Here is a 19525-nt window from a genome sequence, read left to right as displayed (position 1 = left end):
TTTGTGAGGGCAGAAGAAGTGATACAGGCGGTTGCAGAACTTTGCAGACATTTTTCGGCGGTGGAGGTGATCTTATTTGGCTCCAGAGCGAAAGGAACAGCACGGGAGAGAAGTGACATTGATGTTGCCGTGTCCGGTGTGAAGGATTTTGATGCACTTGCAGAAGCAAAACAGAGGGATCTTTCGGATTCTTTTGTATTGAGTGGAACCAGTGCAAAATTTAGCATCACATTTGATCTGGCATGGAAAGTTATGAAAGATATACTGGTAGAATATTATGCAATGACGGGTTTTATTGCGGGTTCGCCGCGTGAAGTGCTCAAAACATCCTATAAAGCAGAATTGATTTCAGATGATACATGGATGGAAATGCTAAAAGGTGGTAGGCTCAAACCGTTCTACCACATTTCCATCCCGGTCGATCAGAAACTTCGTAAAGTTCCACTTGATATCAGGGGTGTTACGGAAATCCGGCTGGGTGCGGTATAATCCGCTTTCGAGCAGCGGGGTGAGAGGGTGGTTTGGATCAAATCCTCCGAAACCTTTCTGTTCTTTCAGATATTTGTACAGCGGATGCGTATTTTCTCCATTTGCCTCAATTTTGGAAAAAAGTTTAAAGGTAATTCCAAATTTTGCGTCGCAGAAAGATGCGATCTCCTCGGTTGTTCCCGGTGCCTGGTTTCCAAACTGATTACATGGGAAATCAAGAATCTCAAATCCTGCATCCTCTGCTTCATAATCATAAAAATTCATAGTAAAAGTTTCCTTTCAAAATAAAAGATTTAGAACAATTAAATTGCACACAATCAAATGCAAAATAAAAATACATCATTTTAATCCATATGTCAAGAAAAATTCATACAAAAAAGAGTATTACTCAAAAAAGTAATACTCCCCATCTTCATCCGTAAACCTTTTCCAGCTTGTCTGAAACACATCCTCGATCACATGTGACTGCAGACACTCCTGGGGCGTGCCAACCATGGCGATGCTGCCGGGAAAATCAGTTGCTTTAACATCAGAGTCTGTACCGGCATGCGCTGCTTCATCAAGAGATCTGGAACCGGCGCGGTTCATGACAACCAGCGTATCTGAGATGCGCACCGCCTGACTCAGATCATGTAAGATCAGAATAATCGTTTTTCCCTGTTTTTTTAATTCCTTTATCATGGCGTAAAATTCGCGCTGCCCGGTCAGGTCGAGATAGGTGGTCGGCTCGTCCAACACGATGTAATCACAATCCTGCGCTAACACCATGGCAAAAAACACGCGCTGTCTGATACCGCCGGAGAGCGTGTCGACATACTGGTCGGCATACTGGCTGATGTGGGTAAATTCCATGGCACGGTTTACAATTTCAGTGTCCTCCTTTGATTTCCGGCGGGAAAATCCAAGGTAAGGAAAGCGCCCGTGTTCCACAAGCATTTTAACCGGAATAGCAGGAATGATCGTGCGGACCTGTGGGAGCAGGGAAATTTCCCGGGCACGTTCTTTCGGGGAAATTTTAAGAAAATCCTGTCCGTTTAAGAATATCTGTCCGGCGGTCACCGTGGAAGCACCGTTTAAGCACTGGACCAGGGTAGTCTTGCCGCAGCCGTTCGGGCCAAGGATCGTGGTGATCTCCCCGTCACGGAAAGTTAATGAGATGTCGTTTAAGATCGGCGTGTGCTGACAGGAAACGGAAACATTGCGAAATTCAAGCATGGACTCTGCGCCCTCCTTTCTTTTTCAGTAACAGATACAGGAAAAACGGTCCGCCGACGAACGACATGATAATCCCGGCGGGCAGCTCAAACGGAGAGAAGAGTATTCGTCCGAGCAGGTCACATAACAGTACAAAACTGCCGCCCAAAAGTGCGGAGCACGGCAAAAGAAAACGTGCATCATTGCCAAAAAGCCGCCTGCAGATATGCGGGATGATCAGTCCGATAAAGCCGAGCAGACCGGCGAAACTGACGACACATCCGGCAAGGATGCTTGCGAGGGACAGAAGCAAAAAGCGGGTGAGTGAAACGCGCAGTCCGAGGGAGCGCGCGATGTCATCCCCAAGTCCGAGCATATTTAACGGCTGTGCGAGAAACAAGGAAACAAAGAATGCAATAGCAATACAGAGGCACGGCAGGATCAGCCTGCTTAGGGTAAGCCCGGAGAGGGAACCGATCAGAAAAGACGTCAGATTCACCGTGATATCCGTATTTAAAAGTTTGATCGTATTGATGCCTGCACTTAAAAAACTTGAGACTGTAATTCCGGCAAGAATGATCGTAGTCCTTGAACTGTCTGAGAGCGCAGCCAGAAAAAAGATCAGCAGTGTGGTGATCAGGGCGCCGCAAAACGCAAAGACCGGAAGTGTAAATGAGTTTGCCGGGGAAAAGATCATGGCGAGCATGACCGCAAAACCGGAGCCGGAATTGACACCGATCGTGCTTGGGCTTGCCAGCGAATTGTTCATTACGCCCTGTAAGATCACACCCGAACAGGACAGCCCGATCCCGGCAAAAAGTCCGCCGAGCACGCGTGGGATGCGCACGGTAGTGATTAAAATATAAGAAGTAGAACTGTGGTCTGCCCCGGTCAGACAATGTAAGATATCTTTGAATGCAATATTCACGCTTCCAAATAAAATGCCTGCGCAGACAGACACGAGGAGTAACATACACATCAGAAGGATGGTAATGCTTTTGTGCTTTTTCATAGGGGATTCCTTCCTGCAAAAGTCTTTTGTATTGGTTAAAAAAAGATGGCAAATTTGCTCATTATGGTATCACAGGCAGGGGAAATGCGCAATGGGTTGGTTTTCATTTAAATGTTAAGGTCACTAATAAATTTCATAGTTACTTCAAAAAAGATTACCTTTAGGTTATAATACATGTAATTGGCTCAGAGATTCTGAGCAGTTACGAAAAACCTGCAGGTGATTAGTGTGAAAAATAACATTTTTCACACGCAAGATTTGTGCTTACACATAAACTTGATATGCGAAAAATGGTGTTTTTTATGGCAAAATACAGAAAAAAATTAGAGGCTGATATCCGTTGCCCGCTTGAATACGGTCTTGCGGTCTTTGGTGGCAAATGGAAATCGCGTATTATATGTGTGCTTTCCGCCGATAAAAAACTGCGTTACAGCGAGATACGGAAAGAAATGTATAACATCACAGACGCAGTTTTAGCAGCAACGTTAAAAGATCTCATAGCCGATGGTATTGTCGACCGGAAATCATATGATGAGATACCGCCGAGAGTTGAGTATTCACTTACGGAAAAAGGAAATTCGGTTGTTCCGATATTGCAGAGTATCTGCCGGTGGTCAGATATTTTCTATAAGGAAGATGTGGAAAATGAGATGAAACAGTGCCAGAAATGTGACTATCACAGATAGGATTGTGATATGTAACTATAATAATAAGCAGTAAAACAGAAATCATAAAGGAGACAGGATAAAATGAGAATAGCAGTGACATACGAAAACGGACAGATTTTTCAGCATTTCGGACACACAGAGCAGTTTAAAGTGTACGATCTTGAGGACAACAAAATTGTTAACACACAGGTTGTGGACACAAACGGACAGGGACATGGTGCACTTGCAGGATTTCTTAATTCAACAGATATAGATGTTCTGATCTGTGGTGGCATCGGTGGAGGAGCACAGGCTGCACTTGCTGCTGCGGGAATAAAACTGTTCGGTGGAGTATCAGGTGATGCAGACGAAGCTGTAAAAGCATATCTTGAAGGCAATCTGACATACAATCCGGATGTTCACTGTACACACCACGATCATGAGGATGGTCATTCATGCGGAGAGCATCATTGTGGCGAGGACAAGCATGGCTGTGCGGGAAATCACTAACAAACATTGGCGGTAAGCCATTAACATTATGCCATTATAGATGAACAGCTTCTGAAACTTCGTACACTTGGACTTACAGAGGAAGAAGCAGAGGAAGTTATTATTCAGGAAGTTATTATTCAGGAAGTTATTATTCAGAATTTTTTAAATTAACAGGCATACTAAGATTTTCTGATTTTCTCCCAAAGTCACAAAAAAAGTCCGATCTTTGTGCAATTTTTCAAGGTACTATCAATGATAGAACGATAAAAAACTTTATTTGCCCCAGCATCATCTTATCCATAAAAAAATCTGTTCTACCTGTTAGATATGAATCTGGCAAACTTGAAGTTATCGGAGCAATTTATATATTTCATAGGCAACCGGCTCACACCATTCATTCGATATCTCTTCACCAGGTACTTCAATTGCCAGATGAGAAAACCATTCATCCGGTGCGGCACCATGCCAGTGTTTCACTTCTGCCGGAATATTGATACAGTCACCAGGCTTCATTTCTGCTGCTTTTGTAAAGCTCTGTTCTTTTGCCACTGTCAAAAAATAGCGCAATAGTCTTAATTCCATATTTTTTATTCCCACAACTTCCATTTTATTCTCTTCATTATATCATTAAATAAAACGAATGCATACAATTTCAATCCTGCCCGCAAATCATATCATTCGTAATGTCCGACACCGCTTCCGGTCATCCAATCCGCAAAAATAGAAAAATAAAAAAAGTGGAAAAAACTTCTTGCAATTTATTATCTTTACTGCTATACTCAGTTAAAACATATTATTCCTATACGACAAGTAGGAAATAAAAGGAGCGATACAGTGAAATTTAATACATCTTTGCTGCACGGTGCTTTTCGGGGGGAACCGCAGACGGGAGCAACATTAACACCAATTTATCAGTCGAGTGCATTTGAACAGGAATCGGCGGAGCGTCTGGAAAAGATATTTCATAATCAGGCTCCGGGATTTTCCTATACGAGGATCAATAATCCGACCGTTGAGGCATTTGAGAAAAGGATGACTGTGTTAGAGGGCGGTAAATCAAGCGTTGCCTGTGCATCCGGAATGGCTGCAATGTTTAATGCATTTGCAAATATTTTACAGGCAGGCGATGAGATCGTATCAAGCGCGAGCCTTTATGGTGGAAGCATTGATCTTTTCCGGGATCTGGAAGCATTTGGCATCAAAACACATTATGTGGAGAATAACGATCTTGATGCATTCTGCAAGGCAACCAATGCACACACAAGACTTTATTTTGCGGAGACACTCGGAAATCCAAGACTGGATGTGACAGATATTAAGGCACTTGCAAAGCTGGCACATGAAAATGGCGTACCGCTGATCATCGACAACACGGCAGCCACTGCGTATCTGGTAAAACCGCTTTCTCTGGGAGCAGACATCGTTGTGAACTCTTCTTCGAAATATATCAATGGAAACAGCAATTCCATCAGTGGAGTGATCACAGACGGCGGAACCTTTAAGTGGGATACGGAAAAATATCCAGGCATGCGTGATTTTGTAAAATTCGGACCGTTTGCATATACAGCAAAGCTCAGAAACGGACTGTTCCGCAACACCGGAGCCTGTCTTTCGCCGCAAAATGCATTTTTAAACAGCATTGGGCTTGAGACATTGGGACTTCGCATGGAGCGTATCTGCGACAATGCAATGCAGCTTGCGGCTTATATCGAAGAAAATTATAAAGATATCACAGTAAATTATGCAGGACTGAAATCAAGCAGCTGGCATGAAATTGCAGCAAGCCAGTTTGACGGTCACTACGGCGGCATCTTTACCTTAAGGCTTGGCAGCAAGGAGCGGGCATTTGCATTTATCAATGCATTAAAATATCCGCTTAAGGTATCGAACATCGGTGATACCAAATCGCTTGTCATTCATCCGGAATCGACCATCAGCGTACACAGTACAGAGGAAGAAAAGCGGGCAGGCGGTGTATTTGATGATCTGGTGCGCATCAGCGTCGGAATCGAGGATATAGATGATCTGATCTGGGATTTTAAACAGGCAATTGAGAGCCTTTCCTGAAAAATATATCGAATTTTACAGTAACACTTTAAAACGGGCACTTTAATGTGTTACAATAGAAAAGCACAGTAAAATACTAGGATATAAAACAGAAAAGATAAGGAGTGTAAAGATGGCGGGAGTCGATTATGCAGCATTAAAAAAAGGTGGATTCATGAGACAGAAGCAGAAAGGATTTTTCTCACTCAGAATCCAGGTAGTTGGAGGTAATCTGACTGCAGAAAATATTAAGACCGTGGCAGAGGTTGCGGAAAAGTACGGAAAAGGCTATATACATATGACATCCAGACAGGGAATCGAGATTCCGTTTGTCAATTTTGAGAATATCGAGGAAGTAAAAGCAGAGCTTGCAAAAGGCGGCGTGAAACCGGGTGTCTGCGGACCGAGAGTCCGTACCGTCACGGCCTGTCAGGGATCGGAGATCTGTCCAAGCGGATGTATCGATACCTATTCACTGGCGCAGGAGTTAGATGAGCATTATTTTGGACGCGAACTTCCTCACAAGTTCAAATTTGGTGTGACCGGATGCCAGAATAACTGCTTAAAGGCAGAGGAAAATGATATCGGAATCAAAGGCGGTATGGAGGTTACATGGGCAGAGGATAAATGTATCGGCTGTGGAGTCTGTGAAAAGGCATGCCGTCAGGGTGCGATCAAATGTGAAGGAAATAAAGTGACGATCAACCGTGATAAGTGTAATTACTGCGGACGCTGCGTAAAATCCTGCCCGACCAATGCGTGGGAAGGAAACAGCGGATATCTGGTTTCTTTCGGTGGATTGTTCGGCAATCAGATCTATAAAGGCGAACAGCTTTTACCGATCGTACATGACAAAGAAACATTGTTCCGTGTCACGGATGCGGCAATCGACTTTTTCAGAGACCATGCAAATCCGGGCGAGCGTTTCCGTCTGACATTACAGCGTGTCGGCGAGGATGAGTTCCGCAAAAAGATAAAAGATGCTTACGAGGGAAAGTAAGTATTTAGAGAAGAAAAACATGTATACAGGAAAATAGATGTAACGAAAGCATGTATGTAGAAAGTAAATCAAAATAAGCAAATAAAAAGTATTTATAATAAGAAGAAACAGGAGGGAAGAAATGGAAATCGCAGGAATTGCAATCGACGAAACAGTAGATATTACCGATAAAGTATGCCCGCTCACTTTCGTAAAAGCAAAGGTAGCGCTGGAGGAATTAGATGATGGCGAAGTCATTGCCATCCGCATGAACGATGGTGAGCCGGTACAGAACGTACCGCGCAGTGTCAAGGAAGAGGGACATCAGATCTTAAAACTGGTGGACAATGAAGATGGAACTTATAACCTGATCGTCCGCAAGGTAGAGGGATAGGAGGGAACATGGCACAGCGAATCAACAAAGACAATTTTGAAGAAAAAGTCCTGAAAAATCCGCTGCCTGTTCTGGTTGATTTTTATTCAGACAGCTGTATTCCGTGCAAGCAGTTATCACCGGTGCTTGGGGATATTGAGGACGAACGCGAAGACACACTTTCCGTATACAAAGTCAATGTCAATTATGACATGGAGCTTGCAGAAAAGTATGATGTCATGGGTGTACCGGCACTGCGGTTGTTTGTGCAGGGCGAAGTCAAAGCAGAGAGAGCCGGTGCAGCAGGAAAAGCTGACATTGAAGCCTGGATCGATGAAAATTTAAAATAGCGGGCAGACAAAAAAAGGTTCCGCGGAAAAGAGGAGAAACATGCAGATCACAGTAGCAGGAAACAAAAAAGAAGTAAAAGATGACTTAAAGTTAACAGAACTGTTCGAGTTAGAGCAGGTGGAAACCCCGGAGTATGTGACCGTTTCCATCAATGAGGAATTTGTTCCATCTGACCAGGTGCAGTCAACGGTATTAAAAGATGGTGACAACGTAGAATTTTTATATTTCATGGGAGGAGGCAGCTATGGCATTAACAGATGAGCAGATTGAGCGTTACTCAAGACATATTATTTTAAAAGAAGTCGGCGCAAAGGGACAGAAAAAACTTTTGAATGCAAAAGTTCTGATTATCGGAGCAGGCGGACTTGGAGCACCGGCAGCAATGTATCTTGGTGCAGCAGGTGTGGGAACCATTGGTATCGTAGATGCAGATGAGGTCGATCTTTCTAATTTACAGCGTCAGATCATCCATGGCACAGCTGATATTGGAAAAGCAAAAGTAAAATCCGCAAAAGAGACGATTAATGCAATGAACCCGGATGTAACGGTAAAAACATATCGTCAGTTTGTGACAAGCGAAAATATTATGGATCTGATCGCAGATTATGATTTTATTATCGACGGAACTGATAATTTCCCCGCAAAGTTTTTAATCAATGATGCCTGTGTCATGGCAAAAAAACCATTTTCCCATGCAGGAATCATCCGTTTTAAGGGACAGCTTATGACCTATGTTCCGGGAGAAGGACCATGCTACCGCTGTGTATTCAAAAACCCGCCACCAAAGGATGCAGTGCCGACCTGTAAACAGGCAGGTGTCATCGGTGCCATGGGCGGTGTGATCGGAAGTTTACAGGCAATGGAAGCAATCAAGTACATTCTCGGTGTAGGAAAACTTTTAACCGGTTATCTTTTAACCTACGATGCAATCAATCAGGAGTTCCACAAAGTTAAACTGCCGTCTAATACTGATGGCTGCGCAGTATGTGGAAAACATCCGACAATCACAGAACTGATCGACTACGAGCAGGTTGTCTGCACAGACGGTATTTAACTTAGGAGGCGCATATGCTGATTTTAAAACAGGAAGATTACAATAAAATCGTGGATCATGCAAAAAAAGGACTCCCGAACGAGGCATGCGGACTGCTTGGTGGCTATGTGGAAGGTGACAAACGTGTGGTGACAGACGTGTATCTGCTTCGCAACGTAGACGAGAGCAGGGAACATTTTTCCATGGATCCGGCAGAGCAGCTTGCGGCGATCAAAGATATCCGCCAGAAAAAAGGCGTACTTCTCGGCAATTTTCACTCGCACCCGGAATCGCCGTCACGCCCGTCCCAGGAAGACATCCGCTTAGCGTATGATCCGAAGATGAACTATCTTATCCTTTCGCTGATGAATCCGGAGGAACTTGTACTTAATTCTTTCCATATCGAAAAAGGAGAGGTCACAAAAGAAGAGCTTGTGATCGAAGCGTAAAAATAAAATCATAGACAAAAATAAGTGTGGAAGAAAATTTTTTCACACTTATTTTTTGTTTTATGGTACCAGAGGACTAGACCGTCAATTGACATAAATGATAATGATACGCTAAGATAAAAATATTGTGAAAAATGATTTCTTTAAAAGAAAATGAGGTTGCAGCAGGCAGCTGGAGGAGTATTGCGTGAGTAAGAAAATGTTATTAGGAGTATTAGCGGCAGTGATGCTATCAGGAGAGATAAGTGCTTCCCCTGTGTTGGCACAGAATCTGTACGCAGACAGGGACGTGACAGAAATCATGGAAACAGAGGAGGATGCGGCGGAGACAGAGCATGTGTTTTCTGTGGGCAATGCACTAGAAGATAAAAATGGTTTTGTAATTGAAAATGGAGTTTTAACAGATTACAGAGGGTATGAAACAGAGATTGCGATTCCGGCAGGGGTAACTTCCATCGGTGAGTCGGCATTTGAGGGAAAAGATATTGAGAGCGTCAAAGTTCCGGATGGGGTTACTGCATTAGGATATAGAGCATTTTATCACTGTACGAAATTAAAGTCTGTGGAACTGCCAAAGACCTTACAGACGATCGCATCATATGCATTCAGAAGTTGTGAAAATTTAGAAAGCATAACAGTTTCCGGTACCTCTGCGAAAAAAGGAACGGTAATGATACCGGGCAGCGTTACGGAGATGAAAGATTTTACTTTTGGCGGAAGTGATTTAATTACGGAACTGGATATAACGACTTCTACGGCAGTTATCTCTAACCGTATTGTAGATCTGCCCAATGTGAATACAGTAAAAGCCACCGGCAGTACAAAATACAAAGTCCAGGATAACATATTGTATGATAAATCAGTTGAAGATTTATACTATTTTCCGCAGGGAAGCAGCAAAACGCAGGTCATACTGCCGGAGGGCGTTGAGGTTATTGAAGAAGCAGCTTTTTACAACTGCAAAAATATTGAAAATATAACCTTGCCACAGACCTTATGGAAGATTGATGATATGGCACTGTGGGGGTGTGAGAAGATAAAGAAACTGGAGCTGACTTCGAAAATTTCAAGTGTTGGAAGTTACGTATTCAGGGACTGTAAGGCATTAGAAGAGATTATAGTTGTACCGGAAAACACATATTTTAAAAGTGTGGACGGTATTTTATATGAAAAGAAGAAATACATGAGAATGATGGTATGTCCTGCGATGAAACAGGGAATTGTTACGGTTGCAGACGGAATGCATGAGATTGGTACGGAGGCATTTCATGACTGTAAATATGTGACAGAAGTCAGACTGCCGGAAAGTTTAGAGACAATCAACAGCAGTGCTTTTGAAGGATGCAGTGCGCTGGAAAAAATTGAACTGCCGGATAATATCGAGCAAATTGGAATGTATGCATTTGAAGATTGTACAGCGTTAAAGAGTGTCAAATTACCAGCCAGATTAACGGACATTGATCAGGCAGTGTTTGCGGGGTGTGAGTCTCTGGAAAATATCGTGATTCCAGAAGGGGTAACCAGTATAAAATACAGGGCATTTGATGGCTGTGATAATTTACAGTATGCGATCATTCCGGCGTCCGTAACCAGCATAGAGGATGGTGCATTTGAAACCGGCCGGAGAGACAGGGATCTGCTCATTTACTGTAAGGAGGGAACCTGTGCAGAAAGCTACGCAAAAGAAAATGATATTTCTTATGCGTATGGAAACACAGCGAAGAAACGGCAGACGATCACAGCGAATGACTTTGAAAAAATGTATGGAGATGAGTCATTTTATATTCAGGCAGCTACAGACGGAGATGGAAAGCTGACTTATAAGGTAAAGGATGAGTCTGTGGTTACGGTAAGCGCTGACGGAAAAGTCACGATCAAAGGAACAGGAACAACAGATGTCGTGATCACGGCTGCAAGAACAGACGCTTACGAGTGGGCATCGAAAACGATCCATATCAGTGTCCGGGGTGTGGTGAAGAAAAAATCGCAGACGATCACCGTCGCGGATATTATCAGTATCTATGAAGGAAATACGGTAGCATTAGACGCTGCAACGGATGGGGACGGAACAATTTCTTATGTGTCAGATGATAAAACGGTTGCAAGCGTGGATGCTTCCGGAAAAGTCTGTGGAATAAAACAGGGGACAGCACATATTACTGTTCTTGCATCAGAAACGGAATTGTATCATGCATCAGAGACAATCGTCACAGTAACTGTGAAGCCCAAAAAGACACAGAGTAATACAGATCCGGGGAAAAAACCATCGGATAACGTGTCGAAGGATGATTCACAGACAACAGAGGATAAAAAACCTTCTGATGGCGGCAACAATACATCCGGGACAACAGATGGTCAGCAGACAAAGAAGAAACAGACCATAAAAGCAAAAAATATCACAAAGACATACAGTACAAAAACATTTTCCATCGGAGCAAAGACAAATGGTGGAGGTAAATTAACATACAAGGTGGCAGATAAAAAAATTGCGACCATAAGTAAGACCGGAAAGATCAAGCTGAAAAATTATGGACAGACAAAAATTACGATCAAAGCAGCCGCAAAAGGAAAATATAAGGCAGCAACAAAGACGATCACATTAACCGTAAAACCGGTAAAGGTAAAAGTAACCTCTGTAAAGCAGCTAAAGGCAAAGACGTTACAGGTAAAATGGAAAAAGGATAAGAAGGCATCCGGTTATATCATTCAGTACTCCACAGATAAGAAATTCAAAAAGAATGTGAAAAAAGCTGTTGTCACAAAAAACCAGACCGTTACGAAAAAGATCACGAAATTAAAACCGGGAAAGAAATATTATGTCCGTGTGTGTGCATATAAAAATTCTCACGGAAAAAAAGTACAGGGAAGTTATGGTACGGTAAAAAGTGTAAAATTGAAGTGATATGCATCGGCATAAAAGTGGTAAAGGATGGAGAAACGTTATGAAAATGAAAAGAATACTGACTGGAATGCTGGGAGCAGCTATTTTAGCTGCAGGCGTAAATCTATTGTCCGTACAGGCGGCAGAAAATGCAGGAGTGATGGAATATATAGCTGCGACAGAATACATAGAGGAAACAGAAGCAGCAGAGCCGGAAAATGCAGAAAAACAGGTGTTTGAAACTGAAGAAGATACAAAAACAGCAGATACGGGTGAATTTACGATCAACAACGGTCTGTTGACAAAATATACCGGAACAGCAGAGACGGTTACAATCCCTTCAAATGTCCGTAGAATTGGCAAGTCAGCATTTCAGAATAATAAATACATCAAAAGCGTAATCATTCCGGGAAATGTACGGAAAATTGAAATACTGGCATTTTATGGATGCAGCAATCTGGAAAGTGTCACAATGGCAGAAGGTGTAGAAGAGATTGGTATGCAGACATTTTCCGAAACTCATTTGAAAAGTGTTGTTCTTCCCAAATCCATAATCAAAATGGATAGACTTGTGTTTACAAGCTGCAATCGGCTGACAAGTATTGATTTTACAGAGGGCACTTATAATATTAATGGTGATATCATAGGTTCCTGTGCTGCGCTGACAGAGATAAAGGTTTCAGGCAATAATACGAGATATCAGGTTAAAGATAACGTGTTATATGAAAAGAATGGAAAAACAGTTTGTTATTGTCCGTCAGGCCGCAAGACTGATATGAATGTGCCGGATGGAGTAGAGCATATCGGAGATTTTGCATTCTGGGATTGTCTTACAACGAAAGTTACACTTCCTGATAGTGTAAAAAGTATTGGAGAACGGGCATTTTTTTCGACCGGAATGGAGACGATGATACTTCCGGCGAATCTGGAGTCGATCGGAAAAGAAGCATTTTTTTATTGCCAAAATTTAAAACAGATCACAATTCCGGCTAAGACAACAAAAATAGGAAACAATGTGTTCGGCAGCTGTGATCACTTAGAGACGATCAATGTGGCGGCAGGGAATACGATATACAGATCAGAGGATGGCATATTGTATGGCACAGAGGAAGGCAGACTCGTGTTGATTAATTGTCCTGCCGGGAAAAAAGGCAGCGTGAAGATCTTAGAGGGGACGGTGGGAATCCTTGACGGTTCCTTCAGTAACTGTGAAAAGATCACATCGGTAGATATGCCGGACAGCGTAAAGAGCATTGGCGAAGATGCATTTAAATCCTGTTCCTCGCTTATAAAAGTCCGGTTCTCAAATCAGCTTACGGATATAGGAAACTATGCCTTTTATAGGTGTGATTCCATGCAGCAGGTACATCTGCCGGACAGTGTTAAAGATTTGGGGGCATGGGCTTTCCGGTATTGTGATGCGTTGACAGAGGTAACAATTTCCAAAAATATTTCAGATATTCCGGATAATGCGTTTGGTGGCTGTACAAATCTGACCGGTATTACCATACCGGACGGGGTAAAAACAATAGCAGACAATGCGTTTTCGTATTGCAACAATTTAACGATATACTGTAGTTCAGGTTCTGCTGCAGAAAAATATGCGAAAAATAACAATATAAAAAGTAAGGTAGCCGACGAACGGAAAACCCAGACGATTACGACAGATAATGATAACATTGAAAAAACGGTTGGAGATCCGGATTTTAAGATCACTGCAAAAACAACCGGGGATGGAACTCTAAGTTTTTATTCGGGAAACGAAGATATCATTCAGGTATCTGAAAATGGAGCTGTAAAGATCATCGGAGCAGGTACGACCAATATTGTGCTCACGGCATCTGCGACGCAAAATTGTAAAATGGCGCAGACAGAAATTTATATTACAATAAAAAATAAAGAAACGGATCAAAAGCGTGTGCAAAAGATCACGTATTCTTATCAGGCAGATAAAAAGGATCTGAATATTTTCTATCTTGACGCAAAGTCAGATGGGGATGGTAAGATATCTTACCGGTCAGAAAACGAAAAAATCGTAAAAATAGATGCAGATGGAAAAGGATATATCTTAGGTTCCGGGACAGTAAAAATTATTATCTCGGCATCAGAGACAGATACCTGTGCGGCAGCGCAGAAAATAGTTACGTTAAATGTAGAAAAAATAACAGATCAGACAGATGAACCGGGGCAGACACAAAAGCCGGATCAGACAGAAAAGCCGGGGCAGACAGATACTCCGAATCAGCCGGATAAGCCGTCAGACCAGAACGGTAATGCCACACAGCAGAAAAAGAAACAGACCATAAAAGCTAAAAATATTACAAAGACCTACAGCACAAAAACGTTTGCCATAGGTGCCAAATCAAGTTGTGGGGCAAAACTGACCTACAAGGTGGCAGATAAAAAGATCGCAGCCATAAGTAAGACCGGAAAAATCAAATTAAAGAGTTACGGACAGACAAAAATCACGATCAAAGCGGCTGCAAAAGGAAAATATAAGGCAGCAACAAAGACGATTACTTTAACGGTAAAACCGGTGAAGAACCAGATTACTTCTCTGAAATCCAAAAAGGCAAAGACATTTGAAGTAAAATGGAAAAAGGACAAGAAAGCATCCGGTTATATCGTTCAGTATTCCATGGATAAGAAATTCAAAAAGAATGTAAAAAAAGTTGTTGTCACAAAAAACAAAACCATTACCAAAAAAATCACAAAATTAAAGCCGGGAAAGAAATACTATGTCCGTGTATGCTCTTATAAAAATTCCCGCGGGAAAAGAGTGCAGGGAACTTATAGTAAGGTGAAAACTGTGACGGTCAGAAAGTGATTGCTCCTGTTATTTTCGGAAATAAAAGATTAAAAAATTTAAAAGAATTAATGTAAGAACAGCTATAAACACAGTGTTTATGGTTGTTCTTTTTTTCTATTTATGGTTCCTGATACCTAAGTACCATTTTGCAAAAATTTATCAAATTACCTTGACAAATATTTCCATCAGACATATACTTTGAAAAGCTAATTATTTGACTATCAAACTATTTGAAAGGCAAATGATTACATGAATCAGAAAATAAGAAAAGAAAATCGGCCCACAATAGAAATGAGGGCAAGGCGCTGGAAAAATAATAAGGTATGCGCAGAAAAGGAGAAAAATATGTTAGAGAAAATGATCCCGATTATTGCAGAGCAGTTAAATGTAAATGAGTCTGAAATCAAGGCAGAGTCTAATTTCAAAGATGATTTAGGAGCAGATTCCTTAGATTTATTCGAACTTGTTATGGCTCTTGAGGAAGAGTTTGGTGTTGAGATCCCATCGGAGGATTTAACTTCTATCGTAACTGTCAATGATGTTGTTGAGTACTTAAAAGGAAAAGGTGTAGCTTAAGTATGGAGACAAGGGTAAGCAAACTGCTGGGAACGAAATATCCGGTCATTCAGGGTGGTATGGCATGGGTTGCGGAATATCATCTTGCAGCGGCAGTTTCAAATGCCGGAGGTTTAGGTATCATTGGAGCGGCAAGTGCACCGCCTGAGGTGGTCAGAGAGCAGATCAGGGAGGCAAAGAAGCTGACTGACAAACCGTTTGGCGTGAACGTCATGCTGTTAAATCCAAATGCAGCCGAGGTTGCACAGATCGTCATTGAAGAGGGCGTTAAGGTTGTGACCACAGGTGCCGGAAATCCCGGAAAATTCATGGATGCATGGAAAAAGGCAGGCGTTGTCGTGATTCCGGTTGTTGCAAGTGTTGCAATGGCAAGAATGATGGAACGTGGCGGAGCAGATGCAGTCATTGCAGAGGGAATGGAGTCTGGCGGACATATCGGTGCACAGACGACCATGACACTCGTTCCGCAGGTGGCAGATGCAGTACAGATACCGGTCATTGCCGCAGGGGGAATTGCAGACGGCAGAGGCATGGCAGCAGCATTTATGCTCGGCGCCGAAGGAGTACAGATGGGAACCAGATTTGTGGTGGCAAAAGAATCCATCGTGCATCCGAACTATAAAGAGCGTGTCATCAAGGCAAAAGACATTGACTCAGAAGTGACAGGCATGAGCACCGGACATCCGATCCGGGTTCTTCGCAACCAGATGAGCCGCGAATATCTAAAACTGGAAAAAGAGGGAGCATCCTTTGAAGAGTTAGAGCACCTTACACTTGGTTCCCTGCGCAAGGCAGTCATGGATGGTGATGTGGTAAACGGAAGCCTGATGGCAGGACAGAGCGCGGGCATGGTAAAAAAAGAGCAGACCTGTAAAGAGATCATTGAGGATGTTGTGACACAGGCAGAGAAACTGCTTGGAAGATAGTGCAAAAATAAGCGCAAAAAACGGAGGTTAGTGTGAAAAATAAGATTTTTCACACGCAAGATTTGTGCTTACGCACAAACTTGAGATGCGCAAAAGACAGCGCAAGAATGGAGATTAACATGGGAAAGACGGTTTTTATGTTTCCGGGACAGGGAGCACAGTACATAGGAATGGCAAAGGATTTTTACGATGCCATCCCGGAATGCAGGGAGGTATTTGAGGAGGCATCCGAGGCGTCAGCACTTGATATCGCTGCGTTATGTTTTGAGGAAAATGATAAGATCAATATCACAGAATATACGCAGATCTGTATGCTGACTGCAGAGGCAGCAATCCTGCGTGCCTTACAGGTAAAAGGTTACAAAGCAGACGTGACGGCGGGTTTAAGTCTTGGTGAGTATGGGGCATTGATCGCCTGTGGAGCATTGAGCAGAAAAGATGCGTTTGCACTGGTGCGCAAGAGAGGTATTTATATGCAGGAGGCAGTGCCGGAAGGTGGGGCAATGGCAGCAGTTTTAGCATTAGATACCGCGCAGATCGAGGAAGCCTGTGAAAAAACAGAAGGCATTGTATCGATCGCAAACTATAACTGTCCGGGGCAGATCGTTATTACCGGAGAAGAAGAAGCTGTGACAGCGGCAGGTGAGCTCTGTAAGGAAGCCGGAGCAAAACGTGTCGTTCCTTTAAAAGTCAGCGGTCCGTTCCATTCTGCAATGTTAAAAGGTGCAGGAGAAAAGCTGGGAGAAGAATTAAAGCGGGTGACAGTCCATACCCCGGAAATTCCTTATGTTGCCAATGTGACAGCAGACTATGTGACCAAAGAAGAGGATATCAAGCCATTACTGGAAAAACAGGTATCCTCATCTGTCCGATGGCAGCAGACGATCGAGCGACTGATCGCAGATGGCGCAGATCTGTTTATAGAGATCGGACCGGGAAAAACACTGACCGGATTTATGCGTAAAATCAACCGCGATGTAACGGCAGTCAACATTGATAAGTTTGAGGATTTCAAGAAGTTTATTGCGGAGAATTAATACGCGGAATCAATGTTATCAGCTTTCGTTAACTTAAAAATTATTTTTAATAACGAAGGCATGGTGCCGCAGTTATCAGAAAAAGGAGAAGTTATGTTAACAAATAAGACAGCACTGGTCACTGGTGCAAGCCGCGGCATCGGAGCTGCGATCGCAAAAAGTCTTGCAAAAGAAGGTGCTTTTGTCATCATCAATTACAATGGTTCAAAAGAGCGTGCGGATGCTGTTGCCGCAGAAATCCTTGCAGATGGCGGTAAGGCGGCTGTTTATGGATGCAATGTTTCTGATTACAGTGCCTGTGAAAAGATGGCAAAAGACATTATAGAGAACTATGGGCATCTGGATATTCTTGTCAACAATGCAGGAATCACGAGAGATGATCTTTTGATGAAGATGAGTGAGGAAGCATTTGATGCAGTCATTGCAACAAATCTTAAGGGGACATTCAACACGATCCGTCATTTTTCACGCTACCTGTTAAAACAGCGCTCCGGAACGATCATCAATCTTTCCTCTGTATCCGGTATTCTTGGAAATGCCGGACAGGCAAATTACAGTGCAAGCAAGGCGGGAGTGATCGGACTTACCAAAAGTGTGGCAAGGGAACTTTCTTCCCGCGGAATCACCTGCAATGCGGTTGCACCGGGATTTATTGATACGGAAATGACAGCACAGATGACAGATAAGGCGAAAGAAGCAGTGAAAACACAGATTCCGCTCGGAAGAGCCGGAAAGGTGGAAGATATTGCGGAGGTAGTAACATTTCTGGCATCAGAAAAAGCATCCTACATCACAGGACAGGTGATTTCCGTGGACGGCGGTATGAGCATATAAGCAGTAAAAACATTTTGACTGCATGGGTATTGTGTCGGATCAAAAAGGAAAAGCCTGAATTTGGGGCTTGAAAATGGAAAGGAAAAGTTATGAGCAGACGAGTAGTGGTAACAGGAATGGGCGCGATCACTCCGATCGGACTTAGTGTGGAGGAGTTCTGGCAGTCCGTAAAAGAAGGAAAAACCGGTTTCGGTGAGATCACAAAATTTGATACAGAAGGATATAAATGTCATCTTGCAGCCGAAGTAAAAGATTTCGATGCAAAACAGTATATGGATGCGAAGACGGCAAGACGTATGGAACTGTTCTGCCAGTACGCGGTGGCAGCTGCAAAAGAGGCGATCACAGATGCAGCATTAGATATGGAAAAAGAAGATCCTTACCGCGTCGGCGTATCAGTCGGAAACGGAGTCGGAAGTCTTGGGGGAATTGAGCGTGAGCACAAAAGACTGTTGGAAAAAGGACCGTCAAAAGTGAATCCGCTGTTCGTACCGCTTGTCATTTCCAATATGGCAGCCGGAAATGTCTCGATCGCATTCGGTTTAAAAGGAAAGAGCATCAACGTGGTAACGGCATGCGCAACCGGAACAAACAGTATCGGTGAGGCATTCCGGAGTATTCAGTATGGTGAAGCAGATGTGATGGTTGCCGGTGGAACAGAGGGCGCAATCTGTCCGCTTGGAATTGCCGGATTTACATCACTGACGGCGCTTTCCACTGAGAGTGATCCGGCAAAATGCTCGATTCCATTTGACAAAAACCGCAGTGGTTTTGTGATGGGAGAAGGTGCTGCGATCGTTGTATTAGAGGAATTAGAACATGCAAAAGCACGTGGAGCAAAAATATATGCGGAAGTAGTCGGATACGGAACATCATCCGATGCATACCATATTACTTCGCCTGCTGAGGATGGTGCCGGTGCAGCCCGCGCCATGACAAATGCGGTGGAAGATGCAGGAATACGTCCGGAAGACGTGACTTATATCAATGCACATGGAACCTCTACACATCATAACGATCTGTTTGAGACGCGTGCGATCAAACTTGCATTTGGTGAGCATGCATATGATATGAAAGTTAATTCCACCAAATCCATGGTCGGACATTTGCTCGGTGCGGCAGGAGCCATTGAATTTGTGGCCTGTGTCAAAGAAATCCAGGATAGTTTTGTACACGCGACAGTTGGTTATACAACGCCGGATGAGGAACTTGACCTTGATTACTGCAAAGAAGCAGTGCAGATGGATGTGCCATATGCGCTGAGCAACTCGCTTGGTTTTGGCGGGCATAATGCAAGTATCCTGCTGAAAAAATACAGAGATGCTATTTGATCTTGACATCAAACATCATTTGCCGGTCAATCCATACAATCAATATATTGGAAAAATAAGGAGGCA

At 43.1% G+C, this 19525-nt stretch carries 19 protein-coding genes and 3 pseudogenes; 17 read left to right on the top strand and 5 right to left on the bottom strand.

The genetic code is table 11. The features are described from left to right. Positions 1–3: 3 nt before the first annotated feature. Positions 4–489 (top strand): nucleotidyltransferase substrate binding protein, encoded by a 486-nt coding sequence (locus H8S51_RS17560; RefSeq protein WP_186899264.1) that lies wholly within the window; start codon positions 4–6, stop codon positions 487–489. On the opposite strand, the gene H8S51_RS17555 is transcribed toward H8S51_RS17560, so the two are convergent. The 3 genes from H8S51_RS17555 to H8S51_RS17545 form a co-directional block, all read right to left on the bottom strand. Next, positions 373–753 (bottom strand): glutathione peroxidase, encoded by a 381-nt coding sequence (locus H8S51_RS17555; RefSeq protein ID WP_186899263.1) that lies wholly within the window; start codon positions 751–753, stop codon positions 373–375. The two genes, H8S51_RS17560 and H8S51_RS17555, sit on opposite strands and share 117 nt — an antisense overlap. A gap of 120 nt (positions 754–873) precedes the next feature. Next, positions 874–1704 (bottom strand): ABC transporter ATP-binding protein, encoded by an 831-nt coding sequence (locus tag H8S51_RS17550; RefSeq protein WP_118489138.1) that lies wholly within the window; start codon positions 1702–1704, stop codon positions 874–876. Beyond that, a complete protein-coding gene (locus tag H8S51_RS17545) occupies positions 1697–2695 on the bottom strand; it encodes a FecCD family ABC transporter permease (protein ID WP_186899262.1) in 999 nt (332 codons plus the stop codon). Before H8S51_RS17545 ends, H8S51_RS17550 begins: the two co-directional genes overlap by 8 nt. A gap of 302 nt (positions 2696–2997) precedes the next feature. On the opposite strand from H8S51_RS17545, the gene H8S51_RS17540 reads away from it, so the two are divergent. Further along, positions 2998–3381 carry a winged helix-turn-helix transcriptional regulator gene (locus tag H8S51_RS17540; RefSeq protein ID WP_117921215.1) on the top strand — a complete coding sequence of 128 codons (384 nt, stop codon included), beginning with the start codon at positions 2998–3000 and terminating at the stop codon, positions 3379–3381. 63 nt (positions 3382–3444) lie between these two features. Beyond that, positions 3445–3852, top strand: a pseudogene (locus tag H8S51_RS17535) (NifB/NifX family molybdenum-iron cluster-binding protein); the annotation flags it as partial. Between the two features lie 330 nt (positions 3853–4182). Here the strand turns inward: H8S51_RS17535 and H8S51_RS17530 are convergent. Together H8S51_RS17530 and H8S51_RS18480 are read right to left on the bottom strand one after the other, a co-directional pair. Beyond that, positions 4183–4356, bottom strand: a pseudogene (locus H8S51_RS17530) (carboxymuconolactone decarboxylase family protein); the annotation flags it as partial. Then, positions 4348–4416: pseudogene (locus H8S51_RS18480) on the bottom strand (LysR family transcriptional regulator); the annotation flags it as partial. The pseudogenes H8S51_RS18480 and H8S51_RS17530, both read right to left, overlap by 9 nt. A gap of 252 nt (positions 4417–4668) precedes the next feature. On the opposite strand from H8S51_RS18480, the gene H8S51_RS17525 reads away from it, so the two are divergent. The 14 genes from H8S51_RS17525 (at position 4669) to fabF (ending at position 19459) form a co-directional block, all read left to right on the top strand. Further along, complete coding sequence (locus H8S51_RS17525) at positions 4669–5901, top strand: O-acetylhomoserine aminocarboxypropyltransferase/cysteine synthase family protein (protein ID WP_186899261.1); 1233 nt, start codon at positions 4669–4671, stop codon at positions 5899–5901. A gap of 112 nt (positions 5902–6013) precedes the next feature. After that, a complete protein-coding gene (locus H8S51_RS17520) occupies positions 6014–6880 on the top strand; it encodes a 4Fe-4S binding protein (RefSeq protein WP_186899260.1) in 867 nt (288 codons plus the stop codon). A gap of 121 nt (positions 6881–7001) precedes the next feature. Next, on the top strand, positions 7002–7253 hold the full coding sequence (locus tag H8S51_RS17515; RefSeq protein WP_022111933.1) for a sulfurtransferase TusA family protein: 252 nt from the start codon (positions 7002–7004) through the stop codon (positions 7251–7253). 8 nt (positions 7254–7261) lie between these two features. Next, positions 7262–7582 (top strand): thioredoxin family protein, encoded by a 321-nt coding sequence (locus H8S51_RS17510; RefSeq protein WP_186899259.1) that lies wholly within the window; start codon positions 7262–7264, stop codon positions 7580–7582. Between the two features lie 40 nt (positions 7583–7622). Further along, entirely contained in the window at positions 7623–7844 is a 222-nt protein-coding gene (gene thiS / locus H8S51_RS17505; RefSeq protein ID WP_117922037.1) for a sulfur carrier protein ThiS, read from the top strand. Next, on the top strand, positions 7828–8637 hold the full coding sequence (locus tag H8S51_RS17500) for a HesA/MoeB/ThiF family protein (protein WP_006855308.1): 810 nt from the start codon (positions 7828–7830) through the stop codon (positions 8635–8637). The genes thiS and H8S51_RS17500 overlap by 17 nt, the downstream gene beginning before the upstream one ends. 14 nt (positions 8638–8651) lie before the next feature. Next, entirely contained in the window at positions 8652–9065 is a 414-nt protein-coding gene (locus tag H8S51_RS17495) for a M67 family metallopeptidase (RefSeq protein WP_006855307.1), read from the top strand. Positions 9066–9252: 187 nt separating this feature from the next. Continuing rightward, the gene (locus tag H8S51_RS17490; RefSeq protein WP_186899258.1) at positions 9253–11967 is read left to right on the top strand and encodes a leucine-rich repeat protein; all 2715 of its coding nucleotides are present in this window, start codon (positions 9253–9255) and stop codon (positions 11965–11967) included. A gap of 40 nt (positions 11968–12007) precedes the next feature. Beyond that, complete coding sequence (locus H8S51_RS17485; RefSeq protein ID WP_186899257.1) at positions 12008–14773, top strand: leucine-rich repeat protein; 2766 nt, start codon at positions 12008–12010, stop codon at positions 14771–14773. Positions 14774–15100: 327 nt separating this feature from the next. Next, positions 15101–15331: an acyl carrier protein gene (gene acpP, locus H8S51_RS17480; RefSeq protein WP_117922041.1), complete on the top strand. Its 231-nt coding sequence runs from the start codon at positions 15101–15103 to the stop codon at positions 15329–15331. 2 nt (positions 15332–15333) lie between these two features. Next, a complete protein-coding gene (gene fabK, locus H8S51_RS17475; RefSeq protein ID WP_186899256.1) occupies positions 15334–16257 on the top strand; it encodes an enoyl-[acyl-carrier-protein] reductase FabK in 924 nt (307 codons plus the stop codon). A gap of 119 nt (positions 16258–16376) precedes the next feature. After that, positions 16377–17294 carry an ACP S-malonyltransferase gene (fabD, locus tag H8S51_RS17470; RefSeq protein WP_186899255.1) on the top strand — a complete coding sequence of 306 codons (918 nt, stop codon included), beginning with the start codon at positions 16377–16379 and terminating at the stop codon, positions 17292–17294. Between the two features lie 93 nt (positions 17295–17387). Continuing rightward, complete coding sequence (fabG, locus tag H8S51_RS17465) at positions 17388–18128, top strand: 3-oxoacyl-[acyl-carrier-protein] reductase (protein ID WP_186899254.1); 741 nt, start codon at positions 17388–17390, stop codon at positions 18126–18128. 89 nt (positions 18129–18217) lie between these two features. Next, positions 18218–19459: a beta-ketoacyl-ACP synthase II gene (fabF, locus tag H8S51_RS17460; RefSeq protein ID WP_186899253.1), complete on the top strand. Its 1242-nt coding sequence runs from the start codon at positions 18218–18220 to the stop codon at positions 19457–19459. Positions 19460–19525: the final 66 nt, after the last annotated feature.

The sequence above is a fragment of the Roseburia rectibacter genome, from assembly GCF_014287515.2.
GTDB classification, from domain to species: Bacteria; Bacillota; Clostridia; order Lachnospirales; family Lachnospiraceae; genus Roseburia; species Roseburia rectibacter.
This window is presented reverse-complemented; position numbering and strand designations above follow the sequence as displayed.